The following is a 16,764-nucleotide window of genomic DNA, read 5'->3' on the forward strand; positions in this document are numbered from 1 at the left end:
GCGTACTGACGGAAGACCGAGCATGGCGGAAGTTGCTGCCCATGCGAAGGTCTCGCACCAGACCGTCTCGAGGGTAGTAAATGGTGGGGTTGGGGTGAAGCCCGCAACTCGCGAGCGCGTGGAGGCTGCGATCCGCGAACTGGGATACCGTCGCAACAATGCAGCTCGGACCCTGGTGACTAGTCGGTCTGGCCTGATCGGGGTGATCGCGGTCGGATCTTTCCTGTATGGCCCCACCAGGACGCTTGTGGGTATCGAAGAGGCGGCGCGCAGTCGGGACTTCACCATCTTGCTGGCAACAATTCGCTCGAACGGCGACGCCGAACTCTCCGAGCAGTTCGAGCGAGCCATCGACACCTGTCTCGATCGCTCGGTCGAAGCGATCATTGTCATCGCAGCTCAAGAGGACGTCGTCAGGCAAGTTCAGATCTTCAACGTCGACGTCCCGCTGATTGTGGTCGGGCCCCCTCGCTCCCACCTGCCTGGATTGCTGACTTTCAGTGTCGACCAGCGACGGGGAGCCAGAGAGGCCGTTTCTCATCTCGGCGAGCTGGGTCATTCCCGGATCTTGGTGCTGACCGGGCCCGGAAAATGGATCGACGCACAGGAGCGTCGAACGGGAGCTCTTGACGAGTGCGCCGCGCGGGGGCTGGCCGCCGAAGTCATTGCCGGAGACTGGAGCCCTGCGAGCGGTTATCAGGCGGGTCAAGCGTTGGTCGCCAGGCCAGGTGAGATGCCAACAGCAATCTTCTCAGCAAATGACGCTATGGCTCTCGGTGTCCTCGCGGCGTTCAACCACGCGCAGGTGAAAGTCCCTGACGAGGTCTCGATCATCGGCTTCGACGACATACCGGAGGCGGCCTACTTCAGTCCTGCGCTGACTACCGTGCATCAGGACTTCACCACTCTCGGGCATCGAGTCCTCGAAGCTGCAGTGGCGGCGATCCGCGGAGAGGAGCCGGATATGACCCCGGTTGCGCCCGTGCTCGCCCTGCGTGATTCGACAGCTGAACCTGCGAAGAGGAGCTAAGGCCGGCGGCGTCGGGACTGTCGTTCCACCGTTGCGCCCCGGCGTCGACTGCCCGTCAGACATCGCGCGACCGTGCGGGAGGGCAGCTCCAGGCATTGACACTCGATCGAGCTTCCAATAGCGTGAAGTAGGACAAAATGTTAGCGCTAACTTTTCGCGATCGAAGGCTATGTCGTTGAACTCGCCAAAGCGAACCGCGCTGGCTCTCCACCCAGGAAAGGGCGTTGTCAACGTGGACAATGACAAGAAGATCTCCGGTGCGTTCATCTACTTCTTCGGCGCCTTCGGAGGAATACTCTTCGGATACGACATCGGCGTGATGACTGGAGCTTTGCCGTTCTTGCAGAATGATTGGGGCCTGCGCGATGAAGCAGGCGTGATCGGGTGGATCACCTCAGGGGTGATGTTCGGTGCAATTTTCGGCGGAGCCATCGCCGGCCAGCTCTCGGATCGCTTCGGCCGCCGACGGATGATCCTCGCGGCTGCGCTTGTATTCGTTCTCGGATCGATACTCTGTGCGGCAGCCCCGAATGGGGGGACGCTGTTCCTGGTTCTCGTCCGCATCTTCCTCGGCCTCGCGGTCGGTGCGGCCAGCGCACTGGTCCCTGCGTATATGGCTGAGCTTGCCCCGGCCCGACTCCGAGGTCGATTGTCCGGCCTCAACCAGACCATGATCGTCTCCGGCATGCTGCTCTCCTATGTCGTCGACTACCTCCTCCGTGATCTACCGGAGGCGTGGGCATGGAGGACGATGCTCGGCGCGGCTGCGGTTCCGGCGGTAATTCTGTTCCTGGGAGTGCTTCGCCTGCCTGAATCGCCACGCTTCCTTGTGAAGAACGGATTCGATGAAGATGCGCGCCGGGTGCTGAGTTACATTCGCAAGCCGGAGGAGTTGGATGATGAACTCGGTCTGATCAGGAGGACGGCTGCGCAGGAGAAGAAGGCCTCATCAAGCACTTCGTGGTCCACCCTCCTGGCAAGTCGGTATCGCTATCTCGTGATCGCCGGAGTTGGTGTCGCGGCGTTCCAGCAGTTTCAGGGAGCCAATGCGATCTTCTACTACATTCCGCTGATCGTAGAGAACGCCACCGGCAGCGCGGCTGAGTCTGCGCTGATGTGGCCGATCATCCAGGGCGTGATCCTTGTGCTGGGCTCGCTGTTCTTCATGGCCATAGCCGAGAGATTCAACCGACGTCTTCTCCTGATGGTCGGCGGACTCGTCATGGGTGCTTCATTTCTGTTGCCCGCAATCGTCAACACCTTGGTTCCGAACGCTGATCCGATGATGATCGTCGTGTTCCTCAGCATCTACGTCGCTTTCTACTCCTTCACTTGGGCACCACTCACCTGGGTCATCGTCGGTGAGATCTTCCCGCTGGCGATTCGTGGACGCGCTTCGGGACTGGCGAGTTCGTTCAACTGGATCGGTTCATTCTTGGTCGGCCTCATGTTCCCGATCATGACGGCCGGCATGAATCAGGCGGCTGTGTTCGCGATTTTCGGAGCAGTGTGCATCCTTGGAGTTCTTTTCGTTACGTTCCGTGTGCCCGAAACACGCGGGCGCACCCTCGAGGACATTGAAGCGAATGCCGTCACGCGGCAGACGAACAGCGCCCCAGAGAGCGCGAGTGTCTCCGAGTGAAGGCAGTTCAGGGGAGTCGAGTTGCGTTGCGCGGTGAGTGTGTTCGCAGACGCGCCAATCTCTAGGCTGGGTCGGCAGACACCCAGGCGTCAGTCCACGCGCAGCCGGATTTCCGCGTCGCCCGCGACTCGGAATTCGGGCCTCGCGTTGATTGAGAGCGTGGCGATTCGTGGGAGGCGCGGAATCCCTGCCAGCCGTGGATCGAGCCGACACCCCCACCCCGTCTGGAACGAGCGGACACCCCGCCCGGTGAGGATCAGGCAGACAGGTCACCTTGCGAGGATCGCCGAGGTGCGCCGACCTCTTCCCGGCGATTCCGACAGCGAAGCGCCGAGGTGACTGCAGTGACTCCTGGGCAGGTCAGGTCACCTCGAGGACCCCTCTTTCTCGCAACAGGTGCCATGGTCGCGAACCTGAGGCATACTTGACGCCAAAGTCGTTGAAAGATGATAGATTTGCCTCCCCGGTGATCGCAGCGATCGACCTCATCCCCTCAGGAGGACGCCATGCCGAAGAACCAGCCCGAACCCGTCCGCGATCCTGCCAGTGACCACCTGCTCACCCCGAGCAACTGCGCCATCGCGCTCATCGACTATCAGCCCGAGCAGTTCTCGACAGTCGGGTCGACGACCCGCGATGAGATCCTCCTCGGCGTCGTCACCTTGGCCAAGCTCTCCCGCGCCTACGAGATCCCCACGGTGCTCTCGACCGTCGGCGTCGACCTCGGCGTCAACACCGGCACGATCTCCGAGATCAAGGACGAGCTCCCCGACCTCGAGGAGATCGACCGCACAGGCGTGAACTCGTGGGAGGACGCGGACTTCCGCGCAGCCATCGAGGCGACCGGTCGGAAGAAGATCGTCCTCGCCGGCCTGTGGACCGAAGTCTGCCTCACCTTCCCCACCCTCGACCTCCTCAAAGAGGGCTACGAGGTCTACCCCGTCATCGACGCCGTCGGGGGAGTCTCGGACGACGCCCACAACTCGGCGGTGACGAGGATGGTCACCGCCGGAGCGCACCCGATCACCTCGCTCGCCTTCGGCGCAGAACTCATGCGCAACTGGGCCCGGTCCGACTCCGACCGCTACCGCACGATCATCAACGACTACTTCCAGCGTCGACGCGCGATCGGCGACACCTTCGGGAACTGAGGCGGCAGCGCCCGGACCTCCCCAGCCAACCGGGAGGCCGCCGCAGCGAACCCCGCCGCTGCTGACAACTGAATCGCATTACCGCTGACCAGGAGAGATGACCGCATGACCGACACCGCTCAGGCCCCTCCCGAAGAGCGCATCGCCCTGGTCACCGGAGCGACCGGTGCGATCGGCGCTGCTGTGAGCAGAACTCTCGTCGGCCAGGGGATCCGGACCGCGATGCTCGCCCGCAACCTCCGTCGACTCGAGCGGCTCGCCGAACAGCTCGACGCGCCCGACCTCACCCTGCCGGTCCGCGCCGATGTCACCCAGCCCTTCGACCTCGTCGAGGCCCGCGACGCCATCCGTGACGGCTTCGGCGCCGACCCGGACCTCGTCATGGTCTCAGCCGGCGTCATGCGCGCCGGCGACTTCGAGCAGGCGGTGCCCTCGGAGTGGAAGGCGATGATCATGACGAACGTCGAGGGTGCCCTCTACACCGCGCAGACCTTCGCCGACGGGCTGCTCCGGATCGGCGAGACCGGGCACCGGGCCGACCTCATCTTCGTCGGCTCGGCCCCGGCACCGCAGCGGGCGAAGAGCTACGCGGTGTTCTCTGCGATGGCGACCTCCGTCGAGCAGCTCGCCAAACACCTGCGCGCTGAGTACGGCGAACGCGGTGTGCGGGTGCACCACATCGCCCCGTTCTACGTCACCTCCGAACTCGGCGCCGACATGAGCGACACCGAGCACTACCAGCGGTTCCTCGAACGCGCCGACGAGTTCTCCTCGATCGACCCGGGAAGCGTCGCCCACCTCGTGAAGTTCATGATCGGCCTTCCCGCACGGTCGAACCTCGCCGCCGCCACCATCCGACCGGTGAGGAGCTGACATGGTCACACGCTTGAGCAGAGGACTCGCAGGGTTCTTCCGCACGGAGAGCGCCGGTGCCGTCGTCCTCCTCGCAGCCACGGTGATCGCGCTGCTGTGGGCCAACCTCTCCCCGGACAGCTACAACACGGTCATCAAGACGGAGTTCGGCTTCGTCGCCGGTGGATCCGAACTCGAGATGTCGCTTCAGCACTGGATCAACGATGCCGTGATGATGGCTTTCTTCTTCCTCGTCACCCTCGAGGTGAAGAAGGACGTCGTCCTCGGCGAACTGCGGTCGTGGAAGCGCGCGGCCCTGCCGATCGTCGGCGCGGTGGCCGGCCTGATCGTCCCCGCCCTCATCTTCGTCGCCATCACCCGCGGCACCCCCGAGGTGGGGGCCTGGGGTGTCGTCATCTCCACCGACACCGCGTTCATCGTCGGCATCCTCGCCGCCTTCGGTTCCCGCATCCCCGCTCAGCTGCGGGTGTTCATCCTCGCCCTCGCGGTCGTCGACGACATCGGGGCGCTGGCCGTCATCGCGTTCTTCTACACCGAGGACATCGACCTGCTCTGGCTCGGCATCGCCGCAGCCCTGGCAGCGGTGACCTGGTTCGTCCAGAGGATGCAGGCGTGGCGCGGCCTCGTCTACGCGATCCTCGGGGTCTTCCTCTGGTTCGCCGTCCTCCAGTCCGGGGTCCACGCGACGATCGCCGGTGTCATCCTCGGCCTGATCCTGCCCGTCTTCCCGCCGAAGCACCAGCTCGTCGACGAGGCGGAGGACCTCACGCAGAGCTTCCGCCGCAGCCCCAACGCCGAACGCGGGATGTCCGCCGCCGAGGGCATCCTCCGCTCCGTGTCGATCAACGACCGGTTCCAGCTCTCCCTGCGCCGCGTCGTCAGCCTCGTCATCGTCCCGGTCTTCGCGCTCGTCAACGCCGGCGTCCTCATCACCCCGGAGTCGCTGTCCCACGCGTTCGGGTCGGCTCTGACCTGGGGCGTCATCGCCGGTCTTGTCCTCGGCAAGTTCGTCGGCATCTTCGGAGCGACGATGCTCGGGCGTCGCCTGCACATCGGCGAGCTCTCCGAGGCGCTGCGCCCCCGGCACATCGCCTCGGGTGCGATGCTCACCGGCATCGGGTTCACGATCTCCCTCTTCATCGTCGACCTCGCGATCACCGACCCGGTCGCCCAGTCCGACGCCCGCATCGGCATCCTCACCGCGTCCGCGCTCGCCGCGCTCATCGGCGTCATCAGCCTGCAGCTGACCGCCCGCTACGACCGCAGGCACGCGCCCGCCCGGGTCCAGCTCAACCGGCCGATCGACCCCGAGCGCGACCACATCTACGGACCGCCCGAGGCGAAGAACTCCCTGACGGTCTACGGCTCCTTCGGCGGCCTCGACGACGCGAACACGGAGGAGATCCTCGACCAGGTCATCGACCACTACGAGGGCGACATCAACTTCGTCTTCCGCCACATCCGCCCCACCGCCGAGGGCGCGCCCGAGCAGACCGCCGAAGCCCTCGAGGCCGTCGCCGCCCAGCAGCGCAAGCTCTTCTGGCCGATGCGCCACGAACTCAACGAGATCAGTGAGGAACGCAGCTTGGACAATCGCGAACTCCTGCGCGCCAGCGTCAACATCGGGGCCAACCTCAGCCGCGTCGAAGACGACCTGCGCCGCGGCAACCACCTCGGCCGCGTCGACGAGGACTACCTCGACGCCGAGAACATGGGGCTCACGCGCGGTCCCGTCCTCTTCGTCAACGGTCTGCTCTACAAGGGGGACATGGAGCCGAACGCGATCATCGCCGACCTCGACGCGACCCGCGCCGAGGCCCCGGATCCGCAGACCCGGCCCGACCACATCCTCACCTCGGACTGTGCCGTGCAGGGCGGCGCACCCGTCCAGGCGAGCGCGGGGAGGTCGGCATGACGGAGTCGACGACCGCCTCGGCGGAGGTCCCCCACGTCATCACCGGAGGAGCCCGGGGCGTCGGTCTGGCCACGGCCAGGCGGCTGCTCGACCGGGGAGACTCGGTCGTCGTTATCGACCGGAATCCGGTCCCGGACGAGTTCGCCGACCATCCGAAGCTGACGTACTTCGAGCAGGACGTCGCCGATCTGGCGGGCCTGGCCGAGCTCGGCGCCACGATCCGGCAGCGGTGGCCGCGATGCGCATCGGTGATCGCGTGCGCCGGAGTCACCTATGTCGGCTCCTTCCCCGACACCGAGTTCGCGAAGTGGAACGAAGTGCTGACGACGAACATCACCGGTGCCGTCCACATCGTCCACGCCGTCCTCCCGTCCCTGGAGGCCACCGCCGAGGCGGGAGAGCGGGCCGACGTCATCACGATCGGATCGATCGCCGACCAGGCCTACTTCGACGATGCGACGATCTACGGCGCGTGCTCGGCGGCGCTCAAGGCCTTCGCCGACCACCTGCGCATCGAACTGCGAGAGCGGAACGTGCGCGTGTCGAACATCGCGCCCGGGTACATCCGGGGAGCGTTCGCCGAATTCCTCGGCGGGCTCGAGCAGGAGTACACGCAGCTCGGCGAAGGTCTGCTCCTTCCCGACGACGTCGCCCACGTCATCGAGTTCACGCTCGACCAACCTGCCGGGGTCCACCTCGGCGACCTCGACATCGTCGCGACCGCACAGGGCTGGGCATGACCATGCGACGGCCAACCCGGCGGGGAGGGCGAGGGCGATGACCCTCGAGGACCTCTCCCGGCTGCAGTTCGCGCTCACCGCGATCTTCCACATCATGTTCCCGGCGATGACGGTGGGGCTCTCGGTGTTCCTCACCGTCGTCTACGGGCTGTACTGGAAGACCAGGCGTCCGGTCTACCTGCAGATGTTCCGGTTCTGGCGGCGGATCTTCGGGGTCGGCTTCGCCCTCGGCGTCGTCGCCGGTGCCGTGCTCACCTTCGAGTTCGGACTCAACTGGGGTGTGTTCTCCCGGGTCACCGGTCCGATCATCGGACCGATCATCGCGATGGAGGTCGTCACCGCGTTCTTCGTCGAAGCCGGATTCATCGGCATCCTCCTCTACGGCGACGGGCGGGTGAAGGAGCGGACGATGTTCGTCTCCACCCTCCTCGTCTCGATCGGCACCCTGCTGTCGACGACGTGGATCCTCATCGCGAACTCGTGGATGCAGACCCCGGCCGGGTTCGCCATCGCCGACGACGGCACCTTCGTGCCGACGAACTGGCTCGAGATCATCTTCAACCCGTCCTTCCCGCTGCGCTTCCTCCACATGTTCCTCGCGGTCCTCATCTCCGCATCGACGTTCATCATCGGCATCGCCGCGTGGTACCTCATCCGCGGCCGTTCGCTGCCCTTCGCGAAGCGCTCGTTCTCGATGGCGATAGGCGTCCTCGCGGTTCTTCTGCCCATCCAGATCTCCGTCGGCGATGACGTCGCCCTCGAGGTCGTCGTCGAACACCAGATGCCCAAGTTCGCGGCGATCGAGGGGCACTGGCAGACGGACAGCAACGGCTACAACCTCTTCATCGTCACCGATCAGGCCGACCAGGAGAACCGTGCGGATGTCGAGGTGCCCTTCCTCGGTGCCCTCATCGGACAGGATCTCACCGGGCAGAACTTCCTTCCCGGCCTGAGCGACGTCGAACCCGATCCGGACCTGCAGCCGCCGATGTGGATGACGTTCTGGGGCTTCCGGCTGATGTTCTACGGGTCGATGGTCCTCTTCGGCATCGCCATGGCCGGCGTCGTCCTCCGCCTGCGCGGGCGCCTCTTCACCTCCCACCGCTTCCACAAGGTCTGCCTGTGGTCGGCACCCGTGGGGATCCTCGCGATCATCGGCGGCTGGGTGACCGCGGAGACCGGGCGCCAGCCGTGGGTCGTCTACGGCCGTCTGCGCACCGAGGATGCCGTCTCCGACCTCGCCCCCGCCCACCTCGTCTTCTCCGTCATCGGGTTCGTCGTCCTCTACGCCGTTATGCTCGCCGCCTACATCGGCTACATCGTCTGGGCCGTGCGCCGCGGACCCGAGCATGACCGTCCCGGAGCGATCATCGCCGACGACGATGATCTCGATGATCTCGACGCCGAGGCGGCCGCCGGGTCCACAGGGGCCGCCGCTTCCGCGTCGGTGGGGAGCGGGGGCACCCCGGTGGGCGGCGGGAGCACCCCGGTGACCGGCGAGAAGACCGAGCCGACCGAGGGGAGGGAAGGGTCATGACCATCGCCGACGTGTGGCTCATCGTTCCCGTCCTCTGCCTGACGATGTACATCGTCCTCGACGGCTACGACCTCGGCATCGGCATCCTCATGCTCGTCGAACGCGATCGTCGGCGCCGCCGCGAGGGCGTCGAAGTCGTCGCGCAGACGTGGGACATCAACGAATCGTGGCTCATCCTCCTCGGCGTCTCCCTGTGGGCGGGATTCCCCTCCGTCTACGGCGCGGCCCTGCCCCACCTCTACCTCCCGCTCATCGTCATGCTCTTCTGCCTCATCGTCCGCGGCTTCTCCACCGAGCTCATCTCGCACCGGCACGACACCGCCGAGGTGTGGGTGCGGGCCTTCGCGGTCGCCTCGCTCGGTGCGGCGATCGCCCAGGGTGTGGCGCTCGCGGGCCTCGCGCGGGAGCTCACCCTCGACGCCGAGGGAGACTTCGTCGGTCCGACCACCCCGTGGGACGCCGCTTCGGTGCTCTTCACGATCGTCGTCGTCATCGGCGTCGTCGCCGTCTACACGGCACTCGGGGCGGCGTTCATGCGCACCAAGGTCGACTCCCCGCTCGCGGTGCGCACGAGCCGCTCGCTCGTCGCCGCGGCAGCCGTCGTCCTCGCCGTCATCGTCGTCCTGCTCGGGACGACGGATGCCCCGCTGACCTGGTCGGGAATCCAGGGCGTCCTCGTCACCGCCCTGCTCGCCCTCGCTCTGGCGGCGGCGATCCTCGCATGGCGGCAGCTCGGCCCCGGGCCGCGGCGCACCGGGGGATACCGGTCGGCCCTGATCATGGTCGTCGCAGTCCTCGCCGCGATCGTCGTCGGCCGCTATCCCGTCATCCTCAGTCCCGGCGTCACCGTCGAGGACGCAGCGGCGCCGAGCCTCGCCCTCTACGCCCTGCTCATCGGGGTGGGCATCAACATCCTCCTCATCGTCTTCTACACGATCTTCGCCCACCGCACGTTCTCCGGTCCCCTCTACCAGGACGCGATCCCGGGCAGCACCGAGGCGGGGAGCACGGAGGCGGGAAGCGTGCGGGCGGCGGGACGCACAGGCGAGAGGGAGGTGCCGCGATCATGAGCGACCCTAGCCCACACGAGCCGGAGCAGCGGGAGCCGGAGCCGCGAAAGCCTGGCGGGCACGGCCCGGAGCAGTCGGGGTCGTCGACGCACCGGTCGGGGTCGTCGACGCATCGGTCGGGCACGCCCGGTGCGACGGCCGGGCGTGGGAAGCGGATCCTCCGTCGCATCGGCCTCGTGCTTCTCGGCATCATCCTCTACACGATCAGCATGAACATGTACTCCGGCTACCCGGAGGTCGGTTCTCAGTGGTTCAACCGGGCAGCGATCCTCGCCATCGTCGTCTTCGCCGCCGTCGTCTTCATCCGCGACGAGAGGCGCCGCGCCCACGAGGACGACCACGACGACGATGGCGCCTGATCGGGGAGCAGCCACCTCGGCGACCTCCCAGCCTCCTGCCCCGATGCGGGACGCGTCGGCGATGGAGTGGATCGCCTCGCAGGCGGGACCGGGTCGGACGCAGTTCCGGCTCTCGGGACTCACCGAGGTCGCCGCGACGGTGGCGCTCATCGGCCAATGGGCATTACTCGGCGCCGGGGTCACGGCGTGGATGACGGGAGCGGGCAACGTCGTCGGCCTGCTCATGGTCGCCGCGACGGCCGCGCCGATGCGCCTGCTCTTCCGGGCGCTCGCCGCGCGCCTGGCGGCAGCCGGACGCGAGTGGGTGAGCACGCGAATCCGCACCGACCTCGTCCCCGCCCTCCTCGCCGCGGCGGGACGGACACCCGCGACGGAGGCCGCCGACGTCCTCATCGACCACGCCCCGGTCGTCGCCGGCTATCTCTCGGGAACGCGGCCGCTGCGCGTCGCGGCTGTGCCGTCGACGCTGCTCATCCTCGGTGCCGTCGCCCTCGTCCACTGGCCGGTCGCGGTCCTCCTCACCGTCTGCACACTGCTGCTGCCGCTCAATCTCCGACTCGCCGGCCAGGCGACGGTGACCGCGGGGGAGAGGCAGCTCGCCGCAACCCGCCGACTCTCGGCCGTCATCACCGAGAGCGTGCGCGGCCTGCCGACCCTCGTCAGCCTCCGCGCAGTGGCTCGGAGGCGCGCGGTCCTCGACCGGTCGTCCACGCGGCTCGAGGCTTCGACCTTGAGAGTCCTCTCCTACGCGTTCCTCTCCGGGGCGGTCATGGACGTCGCGGTGACGTTCGCGATCGCGGTGTCGGCGACGTACACGGGTCTCGTCCTCCTCGGCTTCGTCACCCTTCCGGGGGCGCCCGGCCTCGACCTCGGCGAGGCGCTCTTCGTCCTCCTCCTCTGTCCCGCGTACTTCGCTCCCGCGCAGCGGGCGGCCAGGGGCTTCCACGATCGTGACGACGCGCTCGTCGCCGCGCGCGCGATCTGCGAGGCGGCGGGGGTCGAGGATGAGGCGGCGGGGGTCGCGGACGAGTCCGCACGGCCAGGCTCTGCCGCCGCGGAGCCACGGCCCGATGCCGCCGAGCCTGGCCCCGATGCCGCGACGGGCACGACCCCGGCGCCGTACCGCTGGACGGGTCGGACTCTGGACCGCAATACCGAGTCGGACCATGATATGGCCCCGACCCTGCGCCCCAGCCCGAGCGCCGACTCGGCTGTGATCTCAGACCGCGCCGCGCTCGCCCCGCGCGTCGACCTGCGGGGCGTGAGCGTCGTCGAAGGGGATGCCGTCATCCTCGACGACCGCGACCTCACGATCCCGGCCGGGGAGTGGACGGCGATCAGCGGACCGTCCGGGTCGGGCAAGACGACGCTGCTCCAGCTCGTCGCCGGGACCCGAGCGCCGACAGCCGGTTCGGTCGAGGTGATGAGGCGTGGGGCCGACGCCATGCACAGTGGGGACACGTCCGACGGCGGTCACGGATCGGGCACCTCCCACGGCTGGCTCGGCGCGGACACCGTCATCCTCGAGGCCACCCTCGCCGAGAACATCGGCCTCGGCGATCCGACGATCAGCCCCGACGCGATCCGCACGGCTGCCCACGACGCCGGCCTCGAACAGGTGCTCGCCGATCTGCCCGAGGGCATCGACACCGTCCTCGGCCGCCGCGGCCGCGTGCTCTCGGCCGGGGAGAGGCGGCGCGTCGCGCTCGCCCGCCTCCTCGCCGCCGACCGCGACCTCTGGGTCCTCGATGAACCGACCGCCCACCTCGACCACGAGACGGAAGCGGAGATCCTCCGCACCCTGCGCCGGGTCGGGGCGGGGCGCACCGTCGTCATCGCCACCCACTCGCCGGCGGTGACGGCTGCCGCCGAGCACGCGTGGGAATTGCGCGCCGGCCTCCTCGACGAGCAGACCCGAGAGGGCGGGGGCACGGCATGAGGAACCGACCTCGCAGGCACGTCCTCGCACTCACCGTCGCCGTCGCCGCCGAGCTCTGCGCGCTCGGTCTGCTCGCTGTCTCCGGGTGGTATCTCGCCGCCTGCGCACTCGCCGGTCTCGGCCTGTTCGCGACCTTCTCCTATCCGACGCCGAGCGGCATCGTCCGCCTCCTCGCCCTCGGCCGCATCGGCGCCGGTTACGGACAGAACGTCCTCCTCCACCGAGCAGCCCTCGCCGACACGACCCGCGACCGCCTCCGCGTCTTCGACGACCTCGCGGCCGCCGGTGCCCTACCCATCGACGACCGGACGGTCGACCGCCTGCTCACTGAGGCCCAGGACGAAGGGGAGCGGGTGCTCCGCGTCACCGCCCCGCTCGTCGTCACCGTGAGCGCGATCCTCACGGCGGTCGTCGTCATCCTCCTCACCGCTCCGCTCGCCGTCATCCCGCTCGTCATCGGGGCGGTGACCCTCCTCGCGCTCGCGCTCCTCCCCGCCGAGTCCGACCCCGGCCGCGGTCGCCTGCGCGCCGAGGTGCTCGCGAGCATGGACGCCGCCCCCGAACTCGAGTCGCTGGGAGCTGCGCCCCTGCTGCGCGCGCGGATCCTCGACTACCTCGACGACCTCACCGCCGCCGAACAGCGCCGCGATTCCCGACAGCTGCGCCGACAGGTGGTCGCCGCACTCGCCGGTGGTCTCGCGTTCGGCGCCGTCATCGTCGTCAGCGCCGCCTCGCTCGGGGTCGGCGATCTCGACGTGGTCCCGCTCTTCGTCATGATCGTCTGCCTCGCGTTCGGCGTCCTCGAGCGCACCGTCGCGATCAGCGGCATCGTCCCCCACCTCGAACGACTCCGCGGACACCGGGCCCGCCGAATCAGCGATCCCAGCCGTGTCCCCGTGCCCCCGCGCCCGGTCGACGTCGCCGCCGACGGCACGATCACCCTCGGGGCTGGTACCGGTTCGGGCACGCTGCTCACGATCCCGCCCGGTGGGAGCGCGGCGATCATCGGTCCGTCCGGCGCGGGCAAATCGACCCTGCTCACCTCCATCGCCGAGGCGGTGCGCGGTGCCGGGACCGCGACCGCCGCCGAGCGCACCGCCGCGGTCCCCTCCGTCGCGCACGTCGCCGACGACGAGTTCCTCTTCACCGGCACGATCGCAGCGAACCTCCGCCTCGGCGCGCCGACCGAGCTCACCCCGGCTGACCTCGCCGGGGTCCTCACCGCCCTCGGGCTGGACGACGACATCACCCCGGACACGCGCACGGGAATCGGCGGGCGTGCGCTCTCCCGCGGAGAGACGCGGCGCCTCGTCATCGCCCGCGCCGTCGTCACGGCACCGGATGTCCTCCTCGTCGACGAGCCCGATCTCGGTCTCGACACCGGCTCGTTCGTGCGGATGCTCGAGTTCATCCGCACCCGACTCCCGGCCGCGACGATCATCGTCGCCGCCCACCGCAGCCCACCGGGAGTCGAGTTCGTCCTCGACCTCAGCCGCAGCGAAGCTGCCGGAACCCGCGTGCCCGCCGACGCCGACGTGCCAACCGGCACCGACGGGCCGACCGATGCCGGCAGCCCACGCTGACCTGCATCCCGGCCGGCGACCGGTCACGTCCACGCCCGCCGGCGCCCAGTGACCCCGCGCCGCGAGCGGGTTAGACTGCCCCCATGTCCGCACCGGACGACGACCGGATCCGCGCTCCGCATCCGCGGCTGCGCCCCTACCTCGGCGACTATGTCGGCTACGACATCAGCGGCGTCCCCGCGGGGACGCACCTCGGTCTGCCGTCGGGGGCGCTGACGTTCGTCGTCACGATCGGCGAGCCGCTGCGCCAGGTCGATGCGGGACGCTTCGACGTCCTCCTCGCGGGCCTCCACCTGCGCCCGACCCGCATCCGCCACAACGGGACGATGGCGGGGATCCAGATCAACGTCTCCCCGTTCGCCCCGCGCGCCCTCTTCGCCCTCACTGCCGCCGAGCTCACCCACCGGACCGTCGGCCTCGACGCCGTCTCCCGCCCGCTCGCCGCCGAACTTCACGACCGCGTCAACGCCGCGGCGTCGTGGTCGGAGCGATTTGCGGCGATCGACGCCGTGCTCCTGCGCGTGCTCAGCGACGATGCCTTCCCGCGCGCCGAGGTCGGCCGGGCCTGGACCCAGATCGTCCGCAGCCGGGGTCGTCTCCCGATCGGCACCCTCGCCGAGGAGGTCGGCTGGAGCCGGCGTCACCTCAGCGCCCGCTTCCGCGCCGAGCTCGGCATCGGCCCGAAGGAGGCCGCCCGTGTCATCCGGTTCGACCGGGCCAGGCGGATGATCGCCGGCAACGCTGGGAGCACCGGCCGGGACGAGAGTGCCGGCCGTGCGGAGGGTGCGGGCAATGGTGCGTCCCCGACCCTCGCCGAGGTGGCCGCCGCCTGCGGCTATGCCGACCAGTCCCATCTCGACCGGGACTTCGCCGCCTTCGCGGGGACCTCCCCGACCGCGTGGCTGCGCTCTGACCCCGTGGCCGCGCGCGGGTCCAGCGCCGAACTCGCCGCACGCTGACCGGTTCCCATTCGTCCAAGACGTCGGCGGGCACGGTGCGCGAGGCTGGAGCCATCCACCCGCGATGAGAGGACGAACCATGACGACGAACCCCACGAGCAACCCGACGACGACCGATGAGAACCGCACGACCGATGCGAACCCCATGGCCGCCTCGGCGGGCGACGGGAACAAAAGGAGCACCCAGTCCACGGCCGACGGGAACCCCACGGCCGCCTCAGCGAGGGGAGAGGCGAACATCTGGCCGGCCTTCCGCTACCGGGACGCGAAGGCGGCGATCGCCTTCCTCCGCTCGGCATTCGGCTTCGAGGTCACCGCCGAATACACGAACCCCGACGACGACACCCTGGTCGACCACGCCGAACTCACGTGGCCGGGCGGGGGAGGGATCATGCTCGGGTCCGCCCGCGACGACGGGAGCGTGATGTCCGACGTCGGCATCGCCAGCGGCTCGGTCTACATCGCCGTCGACGACGTCGATGCGCTCTTCGATCGGGCCGTCGCCACCGGGGCCACTGTGGTCAGCGGTCCGAGCGAGAAGGACTACGGGTCCCGGGACTTCAGCGTCACCGACCCCGAGGGCGTGCTGTGGAACTTCGGCACCTACCGGGGCGCCGGCCGCGGCTGAGCACCCTCGATCCGGGCGTTCACACCCTCGGCCCACCGGTAGGGGCGGGTGGCGATGAGGGCGCCGATCGAGCGGCGCAGACGCGAGACCTCGGCACGGACGGTGACGACGTGGTCGCCATCCCCGTAGAGGAGGGTGCTCAGCGCCGAGGCGCTCACGCCCGCCTGCCCCGCCGAGGTGATCGCGGCGAGGATCTGCGCGCGGCGCGGGGTGAGGGGGACGACGAGCGGATCCGCTGAGGAGGCGACGTCGAGGACCGCGGGATCGGTCTCGAGTCGCAGGGTCACCGAGGTCTGCCGGTCTCCCGCAGGACGCAGCACCCAGCCACCGGTCACCCGCTCGGGCAGGCAGAGTCCGGCACCGGGGATGAGCACCGTGCGCTCCGGGGTCGGCGCCTCGATCCGCTCCCGCGTCGTCACGCCCTGCCGGTAGGCGACCCAGCCGTCGTCGTCGACGATGAGCGCCGGCTCCCTGCTGGCGCTGAGCATCGGCGAATAACGGTCGCGCAGACCGCCCAGGCGCTCCTGATGGCCGAGGAGGAGCCGCGCCTCGGCGAGCCGGACGGCCGTGGTGACCAGGGACTGCACCGTCGGATGGAGGGTGAGGGCGGGGCCGCTGATGTCGACGACTCCGAGCAGCTCGCCGTCGCTCGGGTCGTGGATGGGCACGGCGCTGCAGTACCAGGGGTGCTGGGAGGTCTCGAAGTGCTCGGCGGAGAAGAGCTGGACCGGGGCCTCCTCGGCCAACGCGGTGCCGATCGCGTTCGTCCCGACCACCGATTCCGACCAGTGGGCGCCCTCGACGAAGCCGAGTCCGTCCGCCTGCCGCTTGGCCCGGGAGGCGCCGTCGCGCCAGAGGATGACGCCGTCGGCGTCGGTGACGACGAGGATGAAGCCCGCCGAGGCGGGGGTGCGGAGGAGGACCGACCTGAGTTCGTCGACGATGAGGCGCAGCCGCGAACGGTGCCGGCGGGACTCGACGTCCGCCTCGGCGGAGTGGACCCGACGATTGCCCCCGCCGGGGTCGAGGCCGAGGCGGAGCATCCGCTGCCACGAGCGCGCAACGATGTCCCGCGGCGGCGACGGCGGCGGACCGCCGGTGACCACGGCATCGTGGATCCTGGTCAGATCCCTGGCGAGATGCGCCAGGTCCGGCTGAGGCATGCCACGAGTATAGGGCCTCGGGATCGGAGTGGCCGTGGAGTCGGGGTGGCGGTCGGCGCACCGCCTCGGCGCGTGCATGGAGCCGGGGCTCGGGCGGCGGTGATGCAACCGAGTGCAACCCTTTCGACGGCGAACCCCGGAGCATAGCGTGATCGCACACCGCTCAACGACGAGG

Annotated in this window: 14 protein-coding genes; 13 read left to right on the forward strand and 1 reads right to left on the reverse strand. The window is 68.9% G+C overall.

All coding sequences use genetic code 11. From position 1 onward, the window contains the following. Positions 1-22 precede the first annotated feature (22 nt). The 13 genes from BC102111_RS12055 to BC102111_RS12115 all read left to right on the forward strand — a co-directional run bounded on the left by BC102111_RS12055 (position 23) and on the right by BC102111_RS12115 (position 15,426). Positions 23-1,030: a LacI family DNA-binding transcriptional regulator gene (locus tag BC102111_RS12055; RefSeq protein WP_101624456.1), complete on the forward strand. Its 1,008-nt coding sequence runs from the start codon at positions 23-25 to the stop codon at positions 1,028-1,030. A gap of 232 nt (positions 1,031-1,262) precedes the next feature. Then, entirely contained in the window at positions 1,263-2,672 is a 1,410-nt protein-coding gene (locus BC102111_RS12060) for a sugar porter family MFS transporter (protein WP_101624457.1), read from the forward strand. 506 nt (positions 2,673-3,178) lie between these two features. Continuing rightward, positions 3,179-3,823 (forward strand): hydrolase, encoded by a 645-nt coding sequence (locus BC102111_RS12065; RefSeq protein ID WP_009380295.1) that lies wholly within the window; start codon positions 3,179-3,181, stop codon positions 3,821-3,823. Between the two features lie 105 nt (positions 3,824-3,928). Continuing rightward, positions 3,929-4,696 (forward strand): SDR family oxidoreductase, encoded by a 768-nt coding sequence (locus BC102111_RS12070; protein ID WP_101624458.1) that lies wholly within the window; start codon positions 3,929-3,931, stop codon positions 4,694-4,696. Between the two features lies 1 nt (position 4,697). Next, positions 4,698-6,611 carry a Na+/H+ antiporter NhaA gene (nhaA, locus tag BC102111_RS12075; protein WP_101624459.1) on the forward strand — a complete coding sequence of 638 codons (1,914 nt, stop codon included), beginning with the start codon at positions 4,698-4,700 and terminating at the stop codon, positions 6,609-6,611. Next, positions 6,608-7,351, forward strand: coding sequence for an SDR family oxidoreductase (locus BC102111_RS12080; RefSeq protein WP_101624460.1), 744 nt, complete (start codon positions 6,608-6,610; stop codon positions 7,349-7,351). Before nhaA ends, BC102111_RS12080 begins: the two co-directional genes overlap by 4 nt. 37 nt (positions 7,352-7,388) lie before the next feature. After that, the gene (locus BC102111_RS12085) at positions 7,389-8,888 is read left to right on the forward strand and encodes a cytochrome ubiquinol oxidase subunit I (protein WP_101624461.1); all 1,500 of its coding nucleotides are present in this window, start codon (positions 7,389-7,391) and stop codon (positions 8,886-8,888) included. Further along, positions 8,885-9,958: a cytochrome d ubiquinol oxidase subunit II gene (locus BC102111_RS12090; RefSeq protein WP_101624462.1), complete on the forward strand. Its 1,074-nt coding sequence runs from the start codon at positions 8,885-8,887 to the stop codon at positions 9,956-9,958. The genes BC102111_RS12085 and BC102111_RS12090 overlap by 4 nt, the downstream gene beginning before the upstream one ends. Then, on the forward strand, positions 9,955-10,317 hold the full coding sequence (locus tag BC102111_RS17570; RefSeq protein WP_146001426.1) for a hypothetical protein: 363 nt from the start codon (positions 9,955-9,957) through the stop codon (positions 10,315-10,317). Before BC102111_RS12090 ends, BC102111_RS17570 begins: the two co-directional genes overlap by 4 nt. Then, on the forward strand, positions 10,307-12,256 hold the full coding sequence (locus tag BC102111_RS12100; protein ID WP_101624464.1) for an ATP-binding cassette domain-containing protein: 1,950 nt from the start codon (positions 10,307-10,309) through the stop codon (positions 12,254-12,256). Before BC102111_RS17570 ends, BC102111_RS12100 begins: the two co-directional genes overlap by 11 nt. After that, positions 12,253-13,839, forward strand: a complete 1,587-nt coding sequence (locus tag BC102111_RS12105; protein WP_101624465.1) for an ATP-binding cassette domain-containing protein — start codon at positions 12,253-12,255, stop codon at positions 13,837-13,839. The genes BC102111_RS12100 and BC102111_RS12105 overlap by 4 nt, the downstream gene beginning before the upstream one ends. 83 nt (positions 13,840-13,922) lie before the next feature. Beyond that, positions 13,923-14,798, forward strand: a complete 876-nt coding sequence (locus BC102111_RS12110) for an AraC family transcriptional regulator (RefSeq protein WP_101624466.1) — start codon at positions 13,923-13,925, stop codon at positions 14,796-14,798. A gap of 79 nt (positions 14,799-14,877) precedes the next feature. Beyond that, positions 14,878-15,426 (forward strand): VOC family protein, encoded by a 549-nt coding sequence (locus tag BC102111_RS12115; RefSeq protein WP_197907831.1) that lies wholly within the window; start codon positions 14,878-14,880, stop codon positions 15,424-15,426. Here the strand turns inward: BC102111_RS12115 and BC102111_RS12120 are convergent. Next, entirely contained in the window at positions 15,402-16,589 is a 1,188-nt protein-coding gene (locus tag BC102111_RS12120; protein WP_101624467.1) for a helix-turn-helix domain-containing protein, read from the reverse strand. The two genes, BC102111_RS12115 and BC102111_RS12120, sit on opposite strands and share 25 nt — an antisense overlap. Between the last annotated feature and the right edge of the window lie 175 nt (positions 16,590-16,764).

The organism is Brevibacterium casei CIP 102111, assembly GCF_900169275.1.
GTDB classification, from domain to species: Bacteria; Actinomycetota; Actinomycetes; order Actinomycetales; family Brevibacteriaceae; genus Brevibacterium; species Brevibacterium casei.

Coding starts and splice junctions, on each gene's coding strand:
- BC102111_RS12055 (WP_101624456.1), top strand. CDS start 23: ATGGCGGAAGTTGCTGCCCATGCGAAGGTCTCGCACCAGACCGTCTCG.
- BC102111_RS12065 (WP_009380295.1), top strand. CDS start 3,179: ATGCCGAAGAACCAGCCCGAACCCGTCCGCGATCCTGCCAGTGACCAC.
- BC102111_RS12070 (WP_101624458.1), top strand. CDS start 3,929: ATGACCGACACCGCTCAGGCCCCTCCCGAAGAGCGCATCGCCCTGGTC.
- nhaA (WP_101624459.1), top strand. CDS start 4,698: ATGGTCACACGCTTGAGCAGAGGACTCGCAGGGTTCTTCCGCACGGAG.
- BC102111_RS12080 (WP_101624460.1), top strand. CDS start 6,608: ATGACGGAGTCGACGACCGCCTCGGCGGAGGTCCCCCACGTCATCACC.
- BC102111_RS12085 (WP_101624461.1), top strand. CDS start 7,389: ATGACCCTCGAGGACCTCTCCCGGCTGCAGTTCGCGCTCACCGCGATC.
- BC102111_RS12090 (WP_101624462.1), top strand. CDS start 8,885: ATGACCATCGCCGACGTGTGGCTCATCGTTCCCGTCCTCTGCCTGACG.
- BC102111_RS17570 (WP_146001426.1), top strand. CDS start 9,955: ATGAGCGACCCTAGCCCACACGAGCCGGAGCAGCGGGAGCCGGAGCCG.
- BC102111_RS12100 (WP_101624464.1), top strand. CDS start 10,307: ATGGCGCCTGATCGGGGAGCAGCCACCTCGGCGACCTCCCAGCCTCCT.
- BC102111_RS12105 (WP_101624465.1), top strand. CDS start 12,253: ATGAGGAACCGACCTCGCAGGCACGTCCTCGCACTCACCGTCGCCGTC.
- BC102111_RS12110 (WP_101624466.1), top strand. CDS start 13,923: ATGTCCGCACCGGACGACGACCGGATCCGCGCTCCGCATCCGCGGCTG.
- BC102111_RS12115 (WP_197907831.1), top strand. CDS start 14,878: ATGACGACGAACCCCACGAGCAACCCGACGACGACCGATGAGAACCGC.
- BC102111_RS12120 (WP_101624467.1), bottom strand. CDS start 16,589: ATGCCTCAGCCGGACCTGGCGCATCTCGCCAGGGATCTGACCAGGATC.